The sequence below is a fragment of the Caballeronia catudaia genome (assembly GCF_001544755.2).
GTDB classification, from domain to species: Bacteria; Pseudomonadota; Gammaproteobacteria; order Burkholderiales; family Burkholderiaceae; genus Caballeronia; species Caballeronia catudaia.
Genome location: NZ_FCOF02000063.1, coordinates 1 through 15495, shown reverse-complemented (window position 1 = coordinate 15495; position 15495 = coordinate 1). Strand labels below are relative to the sequence as shown.

At 62.7% G+C, this 15495-nt stretch carries 15 protein-coding genes; 7 read left to right on the top strand and 8 right to left on the bottom strand.

The window, feature by feature from the left end; translation table 11 throughout:
• Window positions 1-114 precede the first annotated feature (114 nt).
• From AWB75_RS33370 to AWB75_RS33350, 5 genes are all read left to right on the top strand, one after another.
• Window positions 115-1461 (top strand): glycosyltransferase family protein, encoded by a 1347-nt coding sequence (locus AWB75_RS33370; RefSeq protein ID WP_061128245.1) that lies wholly within the window; start codon window positions 115-117, stop codon window positions 1459-1461.
• Between the two features lie 127 nt (window positions 1462-1588).
• The gene (locus AWB75_RS38960) at window positions 1589-2677 is read left to right on the top strand and encodes an alpha/beta fold hydrolase (RefSeq protein ID WP_061128244.1); all 1089 of its coding nucleotides are present in this window, start codon (window positions 1589-1591) and stop codon (window positions 2675-2677) included.
• Window positions 2678-2926: 249 nt separating this feature from the next.
• A complete protein-coding gene (locus tag AWB75_RS33360) occupies window positions 2927-3907 on the top strand; it encodes a hypothetical protein (protein WP_061128243.1) in 981 nt (326 codons plus the stop codon).
• Between the two features lie 221 nt (window positions 3908-4128).
• The gene (locus AWB75_RS33355) at window positions 4129-4887 is read left to right on the top strand and encodes a flagellar brake protein (protein ID WP_061128242.1); all 759 of its coding nucleotides are present in this window, start codon (window positions 4129-4131) and stop codon (window positions 4885-4887) included.
• 39 nt (window positions 4888-4926) lie between these two features.
• Window positions 4927-5295, top strand: coding sequence for a hypothetical protein (locus AWB75_RS33350; protein ID WP_235012369.1), 369 nt, complete (start codon window positions 4927-4929; stop codon window positions 5293-5295).
• Window positions 5296-6034: 739 nt separating this feature from the next.
• Here AWB75_RS33350 and AWB75_RS33345 read toward each other — a convergent pair.
• Both AWB75_RS33345 and nudC read right to left on the bottom strand, forming a co-directional pair.
• Window positions 6035-6619 carry a histidine phosphatase family protein gene (locus AWB75_RS33345; protein WP_061128262.1) on the bottom strand — a complete coding sequence of 195 codons (585 nt, stop codon included), beginning with the start codon at window positions 6617-6619 and terminating at the stop codon, window positions 6035-6037.
• A gap of 83 nt (window positions 6620-6702) precedes the next feature.
• Entirely contained in the window at window positions 6703-7629 is a 927-nt protein-coding gene (nudC, locus tag AWB75_RS33340) for an NAD(+) diphosphatase (RefSeq protein WP_061128240.1), read from the bottom strand.
• 90 nt (window positions 7630-7719) lie between these two features.
• Between nudC and AWB75_RS33335 the strand changes: the two genes are divergently transcribed.
• Window positions 7720-8424, top strand: a complete 705-nt coding sequence (locus AWB75_RS33335) for a glutathione S-transferase family protein (RefSeq protein WP_061128261.1) — start codon at window positions 7720-7722, stop codon at window positions 8422-8424.
• Here AWB75_RS33335 and AWB75_RS33330 read toward each other — a convergent pair whose 3' ends face one another.
• The 4 genes from AWB75_RS33330 to AWB75_RS33315 are packed head-to-tail and all read right to left on the bottom strand — an operon-like array spanning window position 8425 to window position 13102.
• Entirely contained in the window at window positions 8425-9591 is a 1167-nt protein-coding gene (locus AWB75_RS33330; RefSeq protein ID WP_061128239.1) for a serine hydrolase domain-containing protein, read from the bottom strand. It abuts the gene before it with no gap.
• Between the two features lie 15 nt (window positions 9592-9606).
• Window positions 9607-11013: a dihydropyrimidinase gene (gene hydA / locus AWB75_RS33325; RefSeq protein WP_061128238.1), complete on the bottom strand. Its 1407-nt coding sequence runs from the start codon at window positions 11011-11013 to the stop codon at window positions 9607-9609.
• A gap of 10 nt (window positions 11014-11023) precedes the next feature.
• Window positions 11024-11752 (bottom strand): maleate cis-trans isomerase family protein, encoded by a 729-nt coding sequence (locus tag AWB75_RS33320; protein WP_061128237.1) that lies wholly within the window; start codon window positions 11750-11752, stop codon window positions 11024-11026.
• A gap of 51 nt (window positions 11753-11803) precedes the next feature.
• The gene (locus tag AWB75_RS33315) at window positions 11804-13102 is read right to left on the bottom strand and encodes an MFS transporter (protein ID WP_061128236.1); all 1299 of its coding nucleotides are present in this window, start codon (window positions 13100-13102) and stop codon (window positions 11804-11806) included.
• A 161-nt stretch (window positions 13103-13263) separates the two neighbouring features.
• On the opposite strand from AWB75_RS33315, the gene AWB75_RS33310 reads away from it, so the two are divergent.
• Entirely contained in the window at window positions 13264-13989 is a 726-nt protein-coding gene (locus tag AWB75_RS33310; protein WP_061128235.1) for a GntR family transcriptional regulator, read from the top strand.
• Window positions 13990-14098: 109 nt separating this feature from the next.
• Here the strand turns inward: AWB75_RS33310 and AWB75_RS33305 are convergent, their stop codons facing one another.
• Window positions 14099-14587, bottom strand: coding sequence for a hypothetical protein (locus AWB75_RS33305; RefSeq protein ID WP_061128234.1), 489 nt, complete (start codon window positions 14585-14587; stop codon window positions 14099-14101).
• 126 nt (window positions 14588-14713) lie between these two features.
• Window positions 14714-15172 carry a PRC-barrel domain-containing protein gene (locus AWB75_RS33300; protein WP_061128233.1) on the bottom strand — a complete coding sequence of 153 codons (459 nt, stop codon included), beginning with the start codon at window positions 15170-15172 and terminating at the stop codon, window positions 14714-14716.
• Between the last annotated feature and the right edge of the window lie 323 nt (window positions 15173-15495).

Sequence of the window (15495 nt, the reverse complement as noted above, 5' to 3'; positions counted from 1 at the left end):
GTGCGCGAGGCGATGAAACAAACTGTCTTGGTGCTTGCCCGCACGCGCAAGGCCGGAACAAAATTCCCCGGCCGGAACGTGTAATCGCGGCACGCGGCATCACGGAGCATCGCCATGACCACTCACGTCATCAGTTTTTTCGCGGACGACAACGCTCGCGCCTCGTTCGACAATCATCGCCGCTATTGCGCGCGCCATGCCTATGCGCATGAATATGTCGATGCCAGCGCGACAGGCTGGCCGCATCTGCGCATGCTGCTGAAGTATCAGGTGCTGTTGCGCGCGCTGCGCGAGCGCGCCGAGGGCGATCTCGTGTTGCTGCTGACGCAGGACAGTCTGCTGTTGCGCGATATCCCGTGCGAAACCTTCATGCGCGACGACAGCCGCGACTGGATCGTCGCATTCACTTACGCGGGCGATTCTGTCCAGGTGATGGCTGCGTTCCAGCTCTGGCGCAACACGCCCGCCGCGCGCGAACGCGTGGAACGTATTTGCGACGGCGCCAAGTTCGGCCGCACGCTCGCAAGCGAATCCGAATTGCTGCGCGCGCTGGAGCCGCCGCACTTCAACACGACGATCGAAGGATACGTGCCCGTCGTGCCCGCCGCGCTGCACGTATCCCCAGTCTGGGCCGACTGGTCGGCGTTCGCGCTTACGCTCGAAGACCTTCCCGACGCGCCGAAAAACCAGCCAGTTTTCGCGGACCTGCGCGACCTGTTCGCGGAGCACATCAACCAGTGCCAGTCGAAGGGGCAGCCGTATCTCACGCTGCCGCCGCCCGATCCCGACATCGACGCCGCGAGCTACGAAGCGTTGAACCGTCACGCGCCCATCGCGCTCGCGATGCTCTACACGCCGAACATCCGCGAATACGGCGCCATCGCGGAGCGCAATCTGCGCCGCTATTGCGAGCGGCACGGCTATGCGCTCTATCTCTATCGCGACGTGCCGCCGGAAGCGGGACCGGGCGCGAGCGGCAACTGGCTGAAGCCGTGGGTGCTTCGCCGTCATCTGAGCGAGCACGAATGGGTTTTCTGGATCGATGCGGACGTGCTCGTCGTCGATCAGGGCAAACCGCTCGAAGCGCTGCTGCAAAACCGCGACCGCGTGATCGCGACGGACGTGAGCTGGTCCTTCAACTCGGGCATCATGGGCTTTCGCAACACGCAGCAGAATCTCGACGTGCTGACGGAAATCGAGGAGAGCATCGGCGCGATCGCGGATAAATCGTCGACCTATGCGAGCGGCGGCGACCAGGATGTGTTCGTCAAGGTGCTGCAGCGGCACGGCATGGCCGAAGCGCGCGATCTCTTCGACTGCGTCACGATCAACACGCCGTACCAGCTCCAGAGCCGCGACAGCTTCATGGTGCATTACATGCACATGTGGCCGTCGTTGCGCGCGCTCGCGATGCATCACGGCGACCTGAGCAGCCAGATGCGCGGCGCGCGCCGTCCCTGACCGGTCGTTGGCAAGCCGCGCTGCGCTTCTTGACTTTCCATTCGTTTACGCGCGAGCATGAGCCATCGCGCGGGGCTGCCGCGCGGCCGTCGTCTTTGTACGTAGTCCATACTTACACATCACTCCGATGGTCACGCGCCCGACCACACCCCGGCAGCAGATCCGCCTCTGCACGGCGAGCGACGGCGTGCGCATCGCGTACGCGACGTGCGGCTCGGGGCCGCCGCTCATCAAGGCGGCGAACTGGCTCAGTCATATCGAGCTCGATTTCACGAGCCCGGTCTGGAGTCATCTGATGCTCGAACTGTCCAGCCGCTACACGCTGATTCGCTACGATCAGCGCGGCTGCGGGCTATCGGACCATGATGTCGGCGATATTTCATTCGATGCCTGGCTGCGCGATCTCGAAACCGTCGTCGATGCGAGCGGCCTCGAGCGCTTTCCGCTGCTCGGGATATCGCAGGGCGCGTCGATTGCCGTCGCGTATGCGGTGGCGCATCCGGAGCGCGTCACGCATCTCGTGCTGCATGGCGGTTACGCGCGCGGCCGGCTCAAGCGCACGTGCGATCCCGCGCTGCACGAGGAAGCCGAAATGCTCGTGAAGCTCGCCGAACTCGGCTGGGGCAAGCAGAATCCGGCGTTCCGGCAGTTTTTCACGACGCAGTTCATCCCCGGCGGCACGCCCGAGCAGCATCACTGGTTCAACGAGCTCGAACGCCTGACCACCACGCCGCGCAACGCCGCGCGCATCATGCGCGTGTTCAACAATATCGACGTGGTCGATCTGCTGCCGCGCGTGCAATGCCCGGCGCTCGTGCTGCACGCGAGCGGCGATGCGCGCGTGCCGTTCGACGAAAGCCGTCTGATCGCCGGGCAGATCGCGGGCGCGCGCTTCGTGCCGCTCGAAAGCGAGAACCATCTCACGCTCGAAAGCGAGCCGGCGTGGCAGCGCTGGCGCGAGGAAGTGCAGGCGTTCCTGCCATCGGCGGCGCATCTGACCGATCCGGCGTTTTCGGCGCTGACGCCGCGCGAGCGCGATATCGTCGAATTGCTCGCGGGCGGCCGCGACAACGCGCAGATCGCCGCGCGCCTCGCGTTGAGCGAAAAGACCGTGCGCAATCACATCACGAGCATCTTCGCGAAGCTCGAAGTCGAGAACCGCTCGCAGGCGATCGTGCTCGCGCGCCGCGCGGGCTTCGACGCGCCCGCCGTCTGAAGCACTTCATTCGCCCGGACGGCCCGCACGTCCAGGACATGCGTCCCCCTTCCTTGCCGCCAAAAGAGCGCGTTCCCGGTCGCGACCGGGACATGCGCCTCATGTGCGCGGGCGCGCCTGTCCCGACAATGTTTTGCAGAACGGAGACGCGACGCCTGACCTTTACGCCGACCTGTTCGACGAGGCGCGCTTCGCTATGGCGCCCATTTGATCGCAGTCATCGACGCAAAGTCAGCACGGAGTCCGCACATGGAAGCAGTTCAGCACGAGTCCCCCAGGATCAGTCCGCAACAACGTTATGCGAAGTGCATCGAAGTGTCCCGCCGTATTCGCTGGGATATCGATCGCGACGTATTGCGCGGCCGTTTCTTCGACCCCGCCCACAAGTTCATGCCCGACGGGCTTTCGCAGGTGAACCGCCTGCCGTTTCTGGATGCGCGCGAACGCCGCCTGATGTCGCAGATCCAGGGCCGCACCTACGCCAACATGTTCGGCATGATCGAGCGGTTCGTCGGCGCGAAGATGCTGGAGGTGGGCCGTGATCACGCGCTCGGCGATCAGACCGCGCTCGAAGCGATCGTCCGTTTCACCGATGAGGAGCTGAAGCATCAGGAGTTGTTCCGGCGCGTCGAGGCGCTTGCGGCGCTGTCGCTGCCGCCTGGCTATCGCTTCATTCCGCAAGCCGACGAAGTGGCCGCGTTCGTGCTCGGAAAGTCGACGTGGTCGATTCTCGCGCTGACCTGCTGCGTCGAAATCGTCACGCAGGTGCATTACCGGCAGAGCATGGAAAGCGACAGCAGCCTTTCGCCGCTCTTCAAGGACATCTTCCTGTTTCACTGGAAGGAGGAGTCACAGCACGCGATCATCGATGAACTGGAATGGATGCGCGAAGACGCGCGGCTCGACGACGCCACGCGCGACGTGGCGATCGGCGATCTGATCGATCTGGTGATGGCCATCGACGGCATGATGCAGGCGCAAGCCGCCGCCGACGCGCATTACTTCGCGACGATGCTCGACCGCGCGCTTTCCGACGACGAGGAAGCGCGCGTGCATGCGGGACTGGTCGACGCGTATCGCTGGCAGTACATCATCTCGGGCGTCGACGAGCCGCGTTTCGGCGAAATCCTTTCGCGCGTGATCAGCGAGCGGCAGGGCGAGCGGCTCGGCGCGGCGCTTGCGCCGATCAGACGCCTCGCGCTGGAAAGCGAGCCCGACGTGCTTGCGTGATGCGCTTTTCGTGAAGCGCGCGAAGGCCGGACGAAGACGCCCGGCCTTCGTCATTTTGAAAGCAATACGTAAGAAGAAACGCTTTGCTGCTATGCAAAACGCTGAATTGCCGTGGAAATCTACTTGTTACCGGCGTACTGAACCCGATTTTTTTCGTGCAAGATACGTATCACAGGTAGTCGCCGTTTGCTGTCCCAAACTGATAAATAGATTGGACCACCATGCTCGCCGAACCGTTGCCGCATACATCCGACATCGAAAAATTCGCCGAAGATCACGAACGCTTCGCGCGTCACACGCCATCCGAAATCTCGATCGTCCTGCGCAGTCTCGTGCAGCGCCGCGACATGCTCACCGTGACGAGCGGGCAAGGGCAGATCGTCACGCAATTGCTGGAGATCGACGTGCGCGAGGCGCGCATCGTGTTCGACTGGGGCGGCGTCGAATCGGACAACCGGGCGTTGCTGGAAGCCCGGCAGTTGTATTTCAAGGGCGCGCCCGATGGCGTGCGGGTCGAGTTCACGACGCAGGCCGCGCGCGCCGTGACCCACGAAGGGCGGCAGGCGTTCGAGGTTTCCTTTCCCGGGAAGCTCTATCAGTTCCAGCGGCGCGAATACTTTCGCGTGCCCGCGCCGATTCTCGATCCGTTCTACGCGAAAGGCGCTTTCGCCGACGGCGAAGCGTTCCGTTACGAAGTGCACGATCTGTCGCTCGGCGGCATTGCGTTGCGCATGGAGTCGCCGCGTCTCGCGGAAACGGAAATCGGCACCGCGTTCAGGGATGTCGTCCTGCATCTCGGTCCGGGCGCGGCCTTTCCCGTCGATCTCGAACTGGTGTCGCCGCGCGCCGTGACCACGCCGCGCGGCGATGTGCGCTATGTCGTCGGCTTTCGCTTCGTGCAGCTTTCGGGCACGGCGGAGAACGTGCTGCAGCGGCTCATCACGCGCATGGAGGCGAAGCGCCGCAGCCTGTCGGCCTGAGCCGGCGTGCGGGCGCGCGGCACGCGTGGAGTAGAATGCGTGCCTCCTTCCACTGCATCGCAACACATGTTCCGCAAGGCCTGGCGCGGAGAAGAACGCTTCTGGAAAGTCTGGTGGCTGTTGGGCGTGCCGATCCATCTCGCATGGTGGTTCGTCTATCTCGACCTCTGGACGAGTGGCGTCGTTCCCGAAACCTTTTTGCTGATCACCGTCTGGTTCTGGCCCGGCATGCTCGGCGTATTCGCCGTCTGCTCGGCGCTGTATCTGCTGTGGTGCGTGCTGGCCTGGCGATGTTCGGGCAACGTCGACCGCCGCGTATGGACCGTTGTCGCGCGCGTGCTGATCGGCGTGGGGTTCGGCTCGTTCGTCACCGAATGCGCGCTGATTCTCACGGCGCCGTTCGCCTGATGCGTATTGGCGGAAAGAACGCCACTGTCACGCTCGCTCGCTGACCCTCGCACACCTTGCGCCTTCGCGTGCACAATGTCCGGGCTTGCCGGGCGACGTCAGCCTCAACCATCGTTGAGGTTCGCCGGATCCCGTATTCGTGGTGGTTTATTGGCGTTGCCCCTATGCGGGGCGGCACCTACTTTCTTTGCTGCTGCAAAGAAAGTAGGCAAAGAAACAGCTCTCCCCAGCCTAAGCACTTCACGCCGGCCGCGGCACAGGCGATTGACCTAATGGCCCCCAGAGTAGCGAGTGCTCTCGTAGGTCCAGTCGGGCGTGGGCCGCGCACGGTCTGACAAGCCATAACTTTGAGGGCGCTGGTTCAGCACGAAATAGCATCGGCACAGCGCTACGCGCTGCCGTCGGGTATGGAAGGGGAAACCGCGCGCACGCACACGCACGCCCGCCTGACCCATCGGCCGCGAAGCGGGCCGGAGCCAAATGGTGCTGAACCAGTGAACTAAGCGGCGCGATGAGTCAGACCGTGCGCGATCCAAGCCCGATAAGACCTTCGAGGGCACTCGCTACTGCCGGACCACGAAATTAGTTCTGTGCCGCGGCCGGCATGAAGTGCTTAGGCTGGGGACAGCTGTTTCTTTGGTTACTTGTATAACATTCTTAGCGTCCCCGCACAGGGGCAGTGCCAATAGACCGACGAAAAATCAGGATTCCATAGAAAGCCCAAACAAACCACCGCCGCCTAAGGCAACAAATTCCACTTACTAATCACGCGCACATCGCGCTCAAACCCGAGCACACTCATCGCAGCAGTATCCATCGCAAGATGCGCACCAAACGACGGCGCCCCCGTCGCCCATTGCGCGCCAAAAACCCGCGAGAAATGCGCATGCGAGAAAAGCGCGATGTTCGCCGCCCGCGTTGCGAGGAGCTTGTCGATAAGCGCCTGCGCGCGCTTGCCGATATCGGCGAGACTCTCACCCTCCGGCATCGGCGATGTCCACACGGACCAGTCCGGCGTTTCCTGGCGAATATCCTGCGTCGTGCGCCCTTCGTAAATCCCGTAATTCCACTCGTGCAGTTCAGGCTCGACCTGCGACCTGTCGCCCAGACCGGCAAGCCTGCAAGTTTCGATCGCGCGGCTCATCGGGCTCGTCAGCACGAGATCGAACTGTTGCGCCGCAAGTATCGGCGCGAGCGCGCGCGCCTGCGTGCGGCCCGCATCGGTCAGCGGAATGTCCGTCGTGCCGGTGTGCTGGCCCGACTTGCTCCATTCGGTTTCGCCATGCCGGATCAGCCAGATATGCACGCCGCTTTTCATGTTCATGTCGTTCACCGATGTCTGAAGATAGCCGGTTGCGCCCCACCGATTCTGCACCGGTAACGCGACGCGCGCCGCGACGCTGCCGCTCAGTCGAGCTCGCCCGTCGCGAACGCTTTCAGCAGATGATGCGCGATCGCGAACGGCTTCGGCGCCGAGAGCCCTTGTTCGTGCGTGCCGTCGAGCATCGCGCCGACTTCCTTGCGCGTGAACCAGCGTGCGTCTTCCAGCTCCTTCTCGTCGACGAGGATGTCCGTGCCGGCCGCGCGCGCGAAGCAGCCGATCATCAGCGACGACGGAAACGGCCACGGCTGCGACGCGTAATAGCGCACGTCCGTGCAGCGGATGCCGGCTTCCTCCAGCACTTCGCGATACACCGCGTGCTCGAACGTTTCGCCCGGCTCGACGAAACCCGCGAGCGCCGAATACATGCCCGGCAAAAATTGCGGCTGACGGCCGAGCAGACAGCGCTCGCCATCGGTGACGAGCATGATGACGACCGGATCGACGCGCGGAAAATGCTGCGCCTTGCAATTCGCGCAGATGCGCCGCCAGCCCGCGCCCGCCGAATCGGTCGGCTGGCCGCAGTTCGCGCAGAAGCGATGACGGCGATGCCAGTCGAGCATCGAGCGCGCCTCGCCGAGCGCGCTGACCATCGCCGGCGGCACGAGGCCCTGCATCGCGATCGGACGAAGCTCGATCGCCTCGATCGCCGATTCTTCGGGCAGACTCTCCGCGCCCGTATCGAATGACGACGCGAAAAGCGCGCGCCGTTGCGCATCGCGGCCGAGAAACACGCTTTGCGTCGGCGCGCCGAGCGTTGCGGCTTCCTGCGCGCTGAAAAGCGGGTCGTGGCCGCTCGTGCGCTTGAAGAGCGGCACATTGTTCACGAACAGCAGAAAGCGCGTGGACGGATCGTCGCGCAGACCGGCGACGAAGCTTTCGTCGTCGCGCTTCTCCGACATGCGATCGAGTGGATCGAGCGTAAAACCGATGGCATGAGGCGGCGTGGGCATAGTATTTTTGCGTGTGTGGCGAAAACGCCGATCAGGCATCGTAGCGAAGATGGCGCGTCCTTGCAGGCGGCGCATTTCCCGGAGACTCCGATGATCACGCTTTATTCGTATCCTCAGTTGTTCGGTCTCGAAGACAATAATCCGTTCGGCCTGAAGGTGTTCGCGTTTCTGAAGCTGACGGGCCTGCCTTTCGAGCATCGTCACGTGCTCGACACGAGCGCCGCGCCGCGCGGCCAGTTGCCGTATCTCGTCGACGGCGATGAAACCATCGGCGACAGCGACGCAATCATCGCGCATCTGAAGCGCAAATATGCGCTCACGCTCGACGACGCGCTCACCGCGCCGCAACGCGACCTCGATCTGCTGATACGCCGCACGCTCGACGATCTCTACTGGGTGATGTCGTATTCGCGCTGGCGCGACGATCGCTTCTGGCCGCAGTTTCGCGACGCGCTGCTCGCGCAGCATCCGGAAATCGGCGTGGAAGCGCTCGACGGCGCGCGCAAATACAACTTCGAGCGGTATCGCTATCAGGGCATCGGACGGTACGAGCCGGAGGCGGCGTACGCTCGCGGCATCGCCAGTCTCCAGGCGATATCGAATCTGCTGGGCGACGGCCCGTTCATGTTCGGCGATGCGCACGCGAGCATCGATGCGGCGGTGTACGGTTTCGTCGCGAGCATTTATTTCTACGATATCGATACGCCGCTCAAGCGCTTCGTCGCCGCGCAGGGCAATCTCGTGAAGCATTGCGCCAAGATGCGCGCTCGCATGGGACAAAGCGCGAAGCCGTGATCAGCTCTCCGGCGCGTCGTTGAATGCGGCCGCCGCGCCGGGCACGCCTTGTGTCTTGTTGCTGCGCTCGAGCTCTTCCGTCAGCGCTTCGGTCCTGGCCGCCGTCGCGACGGGACGTGTGGATGGCGTCAGTGCGGGCAGAATGAAATCGTTCACCATGCGCCGGTACTGATTGAGATAGGTTGCGTCGCGCAATCCGCCATCCGTGGGCAGGAGGCTCGTCATCACGACGACCGCATGTTGCTTCGGCAGCACGGTGATGAATTGCCCCTTGAAGCCCATCGCGCCGAATTCGGGTTGGCCTTTCTCGACGACATGCTGAATCCAGCAGTAATAGCCGTAGTCGGCGGCGGCGGGCGAGGGCGTCGTCATTTGTTTGATCCACGCTTGCGGCACGATCTGCCTGCCTTGCCAGCGGCCGTCGTCGAGCATCAGCATGCCGATCTTCGCCATGTCGACGGCGCGCAGCCTCAAGCCCCAGCCGCCCGCGACCGAGCCGGTTTCATCGACGCCGGTCCAGCGATAGTGCGACATGCCGAGCGGCTCGAACAGCTTCTTCTGCGCGAAGCGGTCCTCGCGCTCATGCGCCGCGACGCTCACGGCCGTTCCCACCAGCACCGGATTCACGTCGATGTAATCGAAGTCCGTTCCCGGCGCTTTCGCGGCGCGCGCCGTTACCGCGACGCGCAGGCGATCCGGTGCGCCGTAGTAGAGCGGATCGGTGCCTTCGCGCGTCTGATAGCTGAGCCCGCTCGACATCGACATCAGATGACGCAGCTCGATATCCTGCTTGTCCGCGAGCTGCGCGGCGAGATCGGGCCGCGCCTTCGCGATGAGCGGCGCGACCTTCATCGACGGATTCAGCTTGCCTTCGCCTTCCAGCACGCCGACGAGCAGCGACGTGATCGTCTTCGTGACCGAATACAGCTCGTAGTTGTTGTCGCGCGTGAGGCCGTCGCCGTAGCGCTCGAACACGATCTTGCCGTCCTTCACGACGACGAGACTGCGCACGTCCATCTTGTCCGCGCGTATCCATTCAGACATGCGCACGAGCGGCACGGAATCGACGCCGGCGGATTCGGGCACGACCGTCGGCATGTCTTTGCCCGCGGCGTGCGCGGTGACGCAGAACATCGCCGCTGTCAGTGACAACAAACGCAGCTTCATTGCATCTCCTTCAAATCATTCGAGATTGGGTTTGCCAGCGGGAAGAAAGCGTCCGCGACCGGCTTTCACATCGAGCAGCCTGCCGTCCTCGACGAGCAGTTCGCCGCGCGAAAAGCAATGTCGCGGCCATCCGGTCACGTCGATGCCTTCATACGGCGTGTAATCGACCGCGTGATGCAGCGAAGCATTGGCGATGGTCACGCGCTTTTCCGGGTCCCATACGACGATGTCCGCATCCGCGCCCACCGCGATCGTGCCTTTCCTGGGATAGAGCCCGTAGAGCTTCGCGGGCGCGAGCGAAGTGAATTCCACGAACTGATGCAGCGAAATGCGCCCTTCCTTCACGCCCTTGAAAAGCAGCGGCAAGCGCGTTTCGAGGCCGGGAATGCCGTTCGGAATGTGATCGAACGAAACTTCCTTGCCGCCGGGTTTCTTGCCTTGCGGATCGTCGTAAGAGAAGGGCGCGTGATCGGACGACACGAGCGAGAACACGCCCTGACGCAATGCTTTCCACACTGCGTTCTGATTGGCCGGATCGCGCGGCGGCGGACTGCATACGCACTTCGCGCCTTCATACTCGCCGTGACCGAGATCGTCGGCGGTCAAGTACATGTATTGCGGACAGGTCTCCGCGAGAATCGGCAAGCCGCGCGACTGGCCCCAGCGAATCTGCTCGATGGCATCCGCGCCCGATACATGGACGATGAGTATCGGCACGTCGACGAGCTCGGCGAATGCGATCGCACGATGTGTCGCCTCGCGTTCGACGAGCGCCGGCCGCGCGAGCGCATGCGCGTGCGGCGCGTGTAGGCCCTTGCCCAGCAAGCGTTCCGTGAGCCAGCCGATGCAGTCCGAGTTCTCCGCATGCACCATCACCAGCGCGCCGTGCTCGCGCGCGACGGTCAGCACGTCGAGCATCTGACGATCGTTTAGTTTGAGATCGTCGTAGGTCATGTACACCTTGAACGACGTGTAGCCATTCTCGATGAGACGCGGCAACTCTTGCGCGAGCACATGCGGTGTCGGATCGGCGACGATCAGATGAAAGCCGTAGTCGATCAGCGCGCGGCCTTCCGCACGGCTGTGATAGTCGTCGACGGCGGCTTGCAGCGATTGCCCCTTCGCCTGCGCGGCGAACGGAATCACGGTAGTCGTGCCGCCGCACAATGCCGAGCGCGTGCCGGACAGGAAATCGTCGGCCATGCGCAGGCCGTCGGGCATCGGCTGATCGAGATGACAGTGGCCATCGACACCGCCCGGCAGCACCAGCATCCCGCTCGCGTCGAGCTCGCGCGGCGCGCCCGGCAGACCTTGCCCGAGCATCGCCACGCGGCCGTCGCGAATGCCGATGTCGCACGAGAACCGGTCCGACGCAGTGACGACGTCGGCGTGACGGATCACGAAATCGAGATCGTTCGACATGGCATGTTCCTCAGATGACTTCGCTGAAGAGGCGGCCCCAGCCCTTGACGCTGCGCGTGTCGTAATCCGCGAGTTGCAGCGACTTCCATACGACGGTCGTGATCGTGTCGTAGATCGGAATGCCGGTCTCTTCCTCCAGCTCCGGCACGAGATGCGCCGCGCTCAGATTCGTGCAGAAGATGGAGATCGCGCGCGGCCTGTCCTTCGCGACTTCGCGCACCATGCGGCGGATTTCGTCGGGTTGAACTTCCGAGAACGAGAAGTTGACCTTCAGGTTCAGATGACGCTCGGCGATGCAGTTCAGTCCTTCGCTCCGATAGTTCGCGATGATCTTTTCCTGCACGTCGTCCAGATACGGCGTGACGAGACCGAACTCGCGGGCATCGGTCTTCTTCAGGATTTCATTGAGCGCGAGCACGGACGTCGTGGCCGGAATGCCCGTCGCTTCCGTGATGCGGCGGCACAGGCGCTCGTCGGCTTCGAAGCCGAGCCAGCCCGAAGACGTGCCGTTCCATGCGATCACGTCGACTTTGGCATCGGCGAGCAGTTGCGCGGCCTGAAGGATCTTCGAATCGTCGAACTGGCCGAGCGCCTGATCGGAAAGCGAAATCTCCGTCACCGGAAAGCGCGCGAAGTGCGCGGAGACGCCGGGGAGGTTCGCGACCATCGCGCTCGTCAGCGGTTCGAGGGATGTGTTGGACGAAGGCGTGAGCATGCCGAGCAAGGTGCGTTTTTTCATCGTGATGTCTCTGGTTTGAATTGAGCGAAGCGTTGCTGAATGAATCCGTGCTTAAACGGGAATCTTCTTTTCGTAATCGATGGCGCTGGAGCACACGAGCAAGCCGACGCCGGCCGCCGCGAAGAACATCAGCGCGAGAAAGTAGGAGTGCGTGAACTGCACGATCGCGCCGACGATGATCGGCACCGCCACGCCGCCGATATTGCCGCCGAGGTTCATGAAGCCGCCGAGAAAGCCGATCTTGTTGCGCGTGCCGAGCGACGACGGAATGCACCAGTAAAGGCCGCACCAGCGCAGGAAGAAGAGCGTCGAGGAGAGCAGGGCGACGACGGCGACCGCATTTGTCACATACGCCACCGAGAAGATCGACACCGTCGCGATGACCGCCGCGATGCCGAAGAGCGTACGCATCACGACATTCGGACGTCCGCCCGCGGCCTTCCACTTGTCCGCGATCCATCCGCCGATCAGCTCGCCCACAAAACCGCTGAAGAAGATGATGAAGCTCGAACCGCCCATCTGCTTGATGTCGAAGCCGTGAACCATGTGCAGGTAATTGGGCATCCACGTCAGCAGGCCGTAGAACACGCTGTTGAAGCACATCCAGCCGAAGAACATGCACCACACCGAGCGGTACTTGAAGAAATCGCGCGAGCGCCCGGACAGCGACGACGGTTCGGCGGCGGCGTCGCGTGCATGCGATTCCTCGATATAGGCGGCTTCGAGATCGTTCACGCCCGGATGTTCGCGTGGCGTGTTGCGCACATAGAACCAGGCGAGGATGCCCGCGAGCACCGTGCCGACGCCCGCCACCGCGAACGCGAGCCGCCACGAACCAAGCATCGCGATGAGGCCGGTGATCAGGATCGCGCCCAGCGCCGCACCGAGCGGTGCGCCGCCGTCGAGCAGCGTGGCGCCGCGGCCGCGCTCCGTTTGCGTCATCCAGATGGCGTTGAGCTTGCCGCCCGCCGGATAGATCGGCGCTTCCGACGCCCCGAGTCCCAGACGCGTGAGCAGAAGGCCCGGCGCATTCGTGCAGACGGCGGCGATCGCCTGGAAGAAGCCCCAGAACACCGTCGCGGTCGCGATCACGATGCGCGGCTTGAAGCGGTCGGCGAGCATGCCGCCGGGTATCTGCATTACCGCGTAGGTCCAGAAGAACGAGGAGAGGATGAGCCCCTCCATCGCCGGACCGATGTCGAACTCCTTCGAAATGAGCGGCATCGCGACCGACAGCGACGCGCGGTCGATGTAGTTGATCGCGATGAGGCTCAGCATGACGACGAAAATCTTCCAGCGAACGGTGGATTTGCCCACCGTCAGTGCGGCAACACCGGATGTTGATGACATGAACGGGCTCCTGGATAGGCGGATGTTTTCGTGACGTCGCGCAACGTTGGACACAGTATAGGATTAGAAATTTATAATTACAAACAGCGTAAACCATTGGTTTTATTGAAAATAGACGTTTTACAGGGTTTTCACCGAGTTCGTGCTAAGCTTGCACTGCGATGAATCAGACCACCAAAAGCCCCCTCCTTCTGCGCACCCGCGGCATGGCCGCGGAGATCGCCGCGCGCCTGCGCGACATGATCGACGAGGGCGAATTGCCGCCCGGCGCGCGCATCGACGAAAAAGATCTGAGCACGGCGTTCGACGTCTCGAAGACGCCGTTGCGCGAGGCGCTGAAGGTGCTGGTTTCCGAAGGGAGAGTGACGCACCGGCAATACATCGGGTATCGCGTTGCGGAGATCGATCTCGACGACCTCGCCGCCACCTTCGAGTTGCTTCACGGCCTCGAGGCGATGGCGGGCGAACTGGTGCAGCAGCGCATCACCAAAACGGAGATCGGGGCGATCGCGGCGAAGCATCGGCGCATGGTGGAGTGCCACGACGCCGGCAAACGCGTCGAGTACTTCAAGCTGAATCAGCAGATCCACCAGATGATCGTCGATGCCGCCGACAATCCCGTGCTGGCGGGCATTTATGCGACCTTGATGGCGAAGGTGCATCGCGCGCGCGGCGCGGCCAATGCGGACACGCTGCGCTGGGCCGAATCCGCCAGCGAGCACGAGGCGATTCTTGCCGCGCTCGAAGATCCTGCGCATGAAGGTTTGCCTGCGGTTCTGCGCGAGCATTCGAAGAACACGGCGCGCGAAGTGCTTGCCGTGCTGATGCGCACGAAGGGCGACAGGTCTGCCGCGCGAACCGGGGATTTCGTGCGCGAGGGCGCGTAGAACTTCGAAACCGAAGCGGAGAACGCAATCGCGTGCGCTTTGCAGTTGGCCCGTCTCGTCGGGATAACTGCAAAGCTATCCCAACGAGCGCTTTGACGGCAATCGTCCTCTACTGTTTCTTTGCGGCGTCGACCTTGGCGTCTGCCGCCTTCTTGTTCGCGTCGTTCTGAGCCTCGACCTTTTTCTCGTCGGCCTTCGCTTGCGCTACGTTCGCATCGTTTGCGGCGTCGTGCTTTTTCTTGTCGGCTTTCGCTTGAGCGTCCTGCATCTTTTTGTTCGCCTTGGTTTGCGCCTTCGCCGCATCATTTCGCGCGCCGGATGCCTCGGCGGCGGTGGTCGCCTTGGCGCCTTTGGCGGCCTTTTTGTCGGCATCAGCCTGGGCAGAGGCTTTGTCTTCATTTGCCGAGGCTTGCGCTTTCGCGGCATCGCTCTGCGCTTCGGCCTTCTTCTTGTTCGCGTCGGCTTGCGCTTCCATCTTCTCGCTGTTTGCCTTCATTTGAGCTTTCTGAGCGTCGTTCGCGTCTGCGGCTGTCGCCGCTTGTTCGAATGCGGTAGTGGCAAGCAACGCGGATGCGATAACAGCTATGAATTTTTTCATGATTGGAATCTCCCGTATGTCTACTTTTCAAAGGCAAACTTTGCTTCCCCGGTTTCTCGCCGATCGAGCGCGTCGCTGTGCTTCGAGCCGCGCATCGGTCACGAGATGATGAATGAAGTCTCCGTTTCAGAGAGCGGGCGGAACATCGCCATAGGTCGAATCATCCCGCTCGTAGCGCTGCCAATAGGGCGGCCGGCTGTAGTAACGATGGATCGAATCCGCCCACGAACGGTCTGCCATCGACGGCCACGCGTCCTTGTCGAAGCCCGGCGCGTTCTTCACCAGTTCCGTGGTCGCCGAAATCCGGAAGCATTTGTTGTCGGTATCGAGCGTCAAGGCGCTCCACGGAATCGCCAGCAGCTTATCGCCGATGCCGAGGAAGCCTCCGCTCGAGAGAACCGCATAGGCGATGCGACCCGAACCGACGTCGAGCATGATCTCTTTGATCTTGCCGACATCGTCTCCATCCGAGCTCAGTACGCTGTTGCCATCCAGCGTGCTTGCGGCCATGACGTCCGGTCCGGGGCCTTCCGCTGTCGCGGCGCCTTTCCCGACTATGTTCATCTGACTTGTATCGACTGACATGTTGTGTCTCCCAAGGAGCCGAAAATCTTTTCGGCTTGTCAGGACTTGCGCAAAGAACGTTCCGTGCACCGGGAGATTTTCTCGTTCTCGACCAATGCGTCGGGTCCAAATGAACGCTTCTCAATTCGACGTTCCGCGCATCGGAGTGGCGAGTTCGCCTCGAAGCCCTTCGCTTTCCTGCACTAAACTATTTGATACGTAACAAGCCGTCGGGCGCACGGGGAGAACGCGTCATGAGCCGGCCACTGGAAGAAGAAATCTCACGCGCGCCGCGCGCCACATCGGCGAGGCGCTGGATCGCATGGCTCTTCGCCATCGCGGGC

Excerpts from the sequence above, each read along its gene's own strand:
- AWB75_RS33370 (WP_061128245.1), top strand. The coding sequence starts at position 115 with ATGACCACTCACGTCATCAGTTTTTTCGCGGACGACAACGCTCGCGCC.
- AWB75_RS38960 (WP_061128244.1), top strand. The coding sequence starts at position 1,589 with ATGGTCACGCGCCCGACCACACCCCGGCAGCAGATCCGCCTCTGCACG.
- AWB75_RS33360 (WP_061128243.1), top strand. The coding sequence starts at position 2,927 with ATGGAAGCAGTTCAGCACGAGTCCCCCAGGATCAGTCCGCAACAACGT.
- AWB75_RS33355 (WP_061128242.1), top strand. The coding sequence starts at position 4,129 with ATGCTCGCCGAACCGTTGCCGCATACATCCGACATCGAAAAATTCGCC.
- AWB75_RS33345 (WP_061128262.1), bottom strand. The coding sequence starts at position 6,619 with ATGAACATGAAAAGCGGCGTGCATATCTGGCTGATCCGGCATGGCGAA.
- nudC (WP_061128240.1), bottom strand. The coding sequence starts at position 7,629 with ATGCCCACGCCGCCTCATGCCATCGGTTTTACGCTCGATCCACTCGAT.
- AWB75_RS33335 (WP_061128261.1), top strand. The coding sequence starts at position 7,720 with ATGATCACGCTTTATTCGTATCCTCAGTTGTTCGGTCTCGAAGACAAT.
- AWB75_RS33330 (WP_061128239.1), bottom strand. The coding sequence starts at position 9,591 with ATGAAGCTGCGTTTGTTGTCACTGACAGCGGCGATGTTCTGCGTCACC.
- hydA (WP_061128238.1), bottom strand. The coding sequence starts at position 11,013 with ATGTCGAACGATCTCGATTTCGTGATCCGTCACGCCGACGTCGTCACT.
- AWB75_RS33320 (WP_061128237.1), bottom strand. The coding sequence starts at position 11,752 with ATGAAAAAACGCACCTTGCTCGGCATGCTCACGCCTTCGTCCAACACA.
- AWB75_RS33315 (WP_061128236.1), bottom strand. The coding sequence starts at position 13,102 with ATGTCATCAACATCCGGTGTTGCCGCACTGACGGTGGGCAAATCCACC.
- AWB75_RS33310 (WP_061128235.1), top strand. The coding sequence starts at position 13,264 with ATGAATCAGACCACCAAAAGCCCCCTCCTTCTGCGCACCCGCGGCATG.
- AWB75_RS33305 (WP_061128234.1), bottom strand. The coding sequence starts at position 14,587 with ATGAAAAAATTCATAGCTGTTATCGCATCCGCGTTGCTTGCCACTACC.
- AWB75_RS33300 (WP_061128233.1), bottom strand. The coding sequence starts at position 15,172 with ATGTCAGTCGATACAAGTCAGATGAACATAGTCGGGAAAGGCGCCGCG.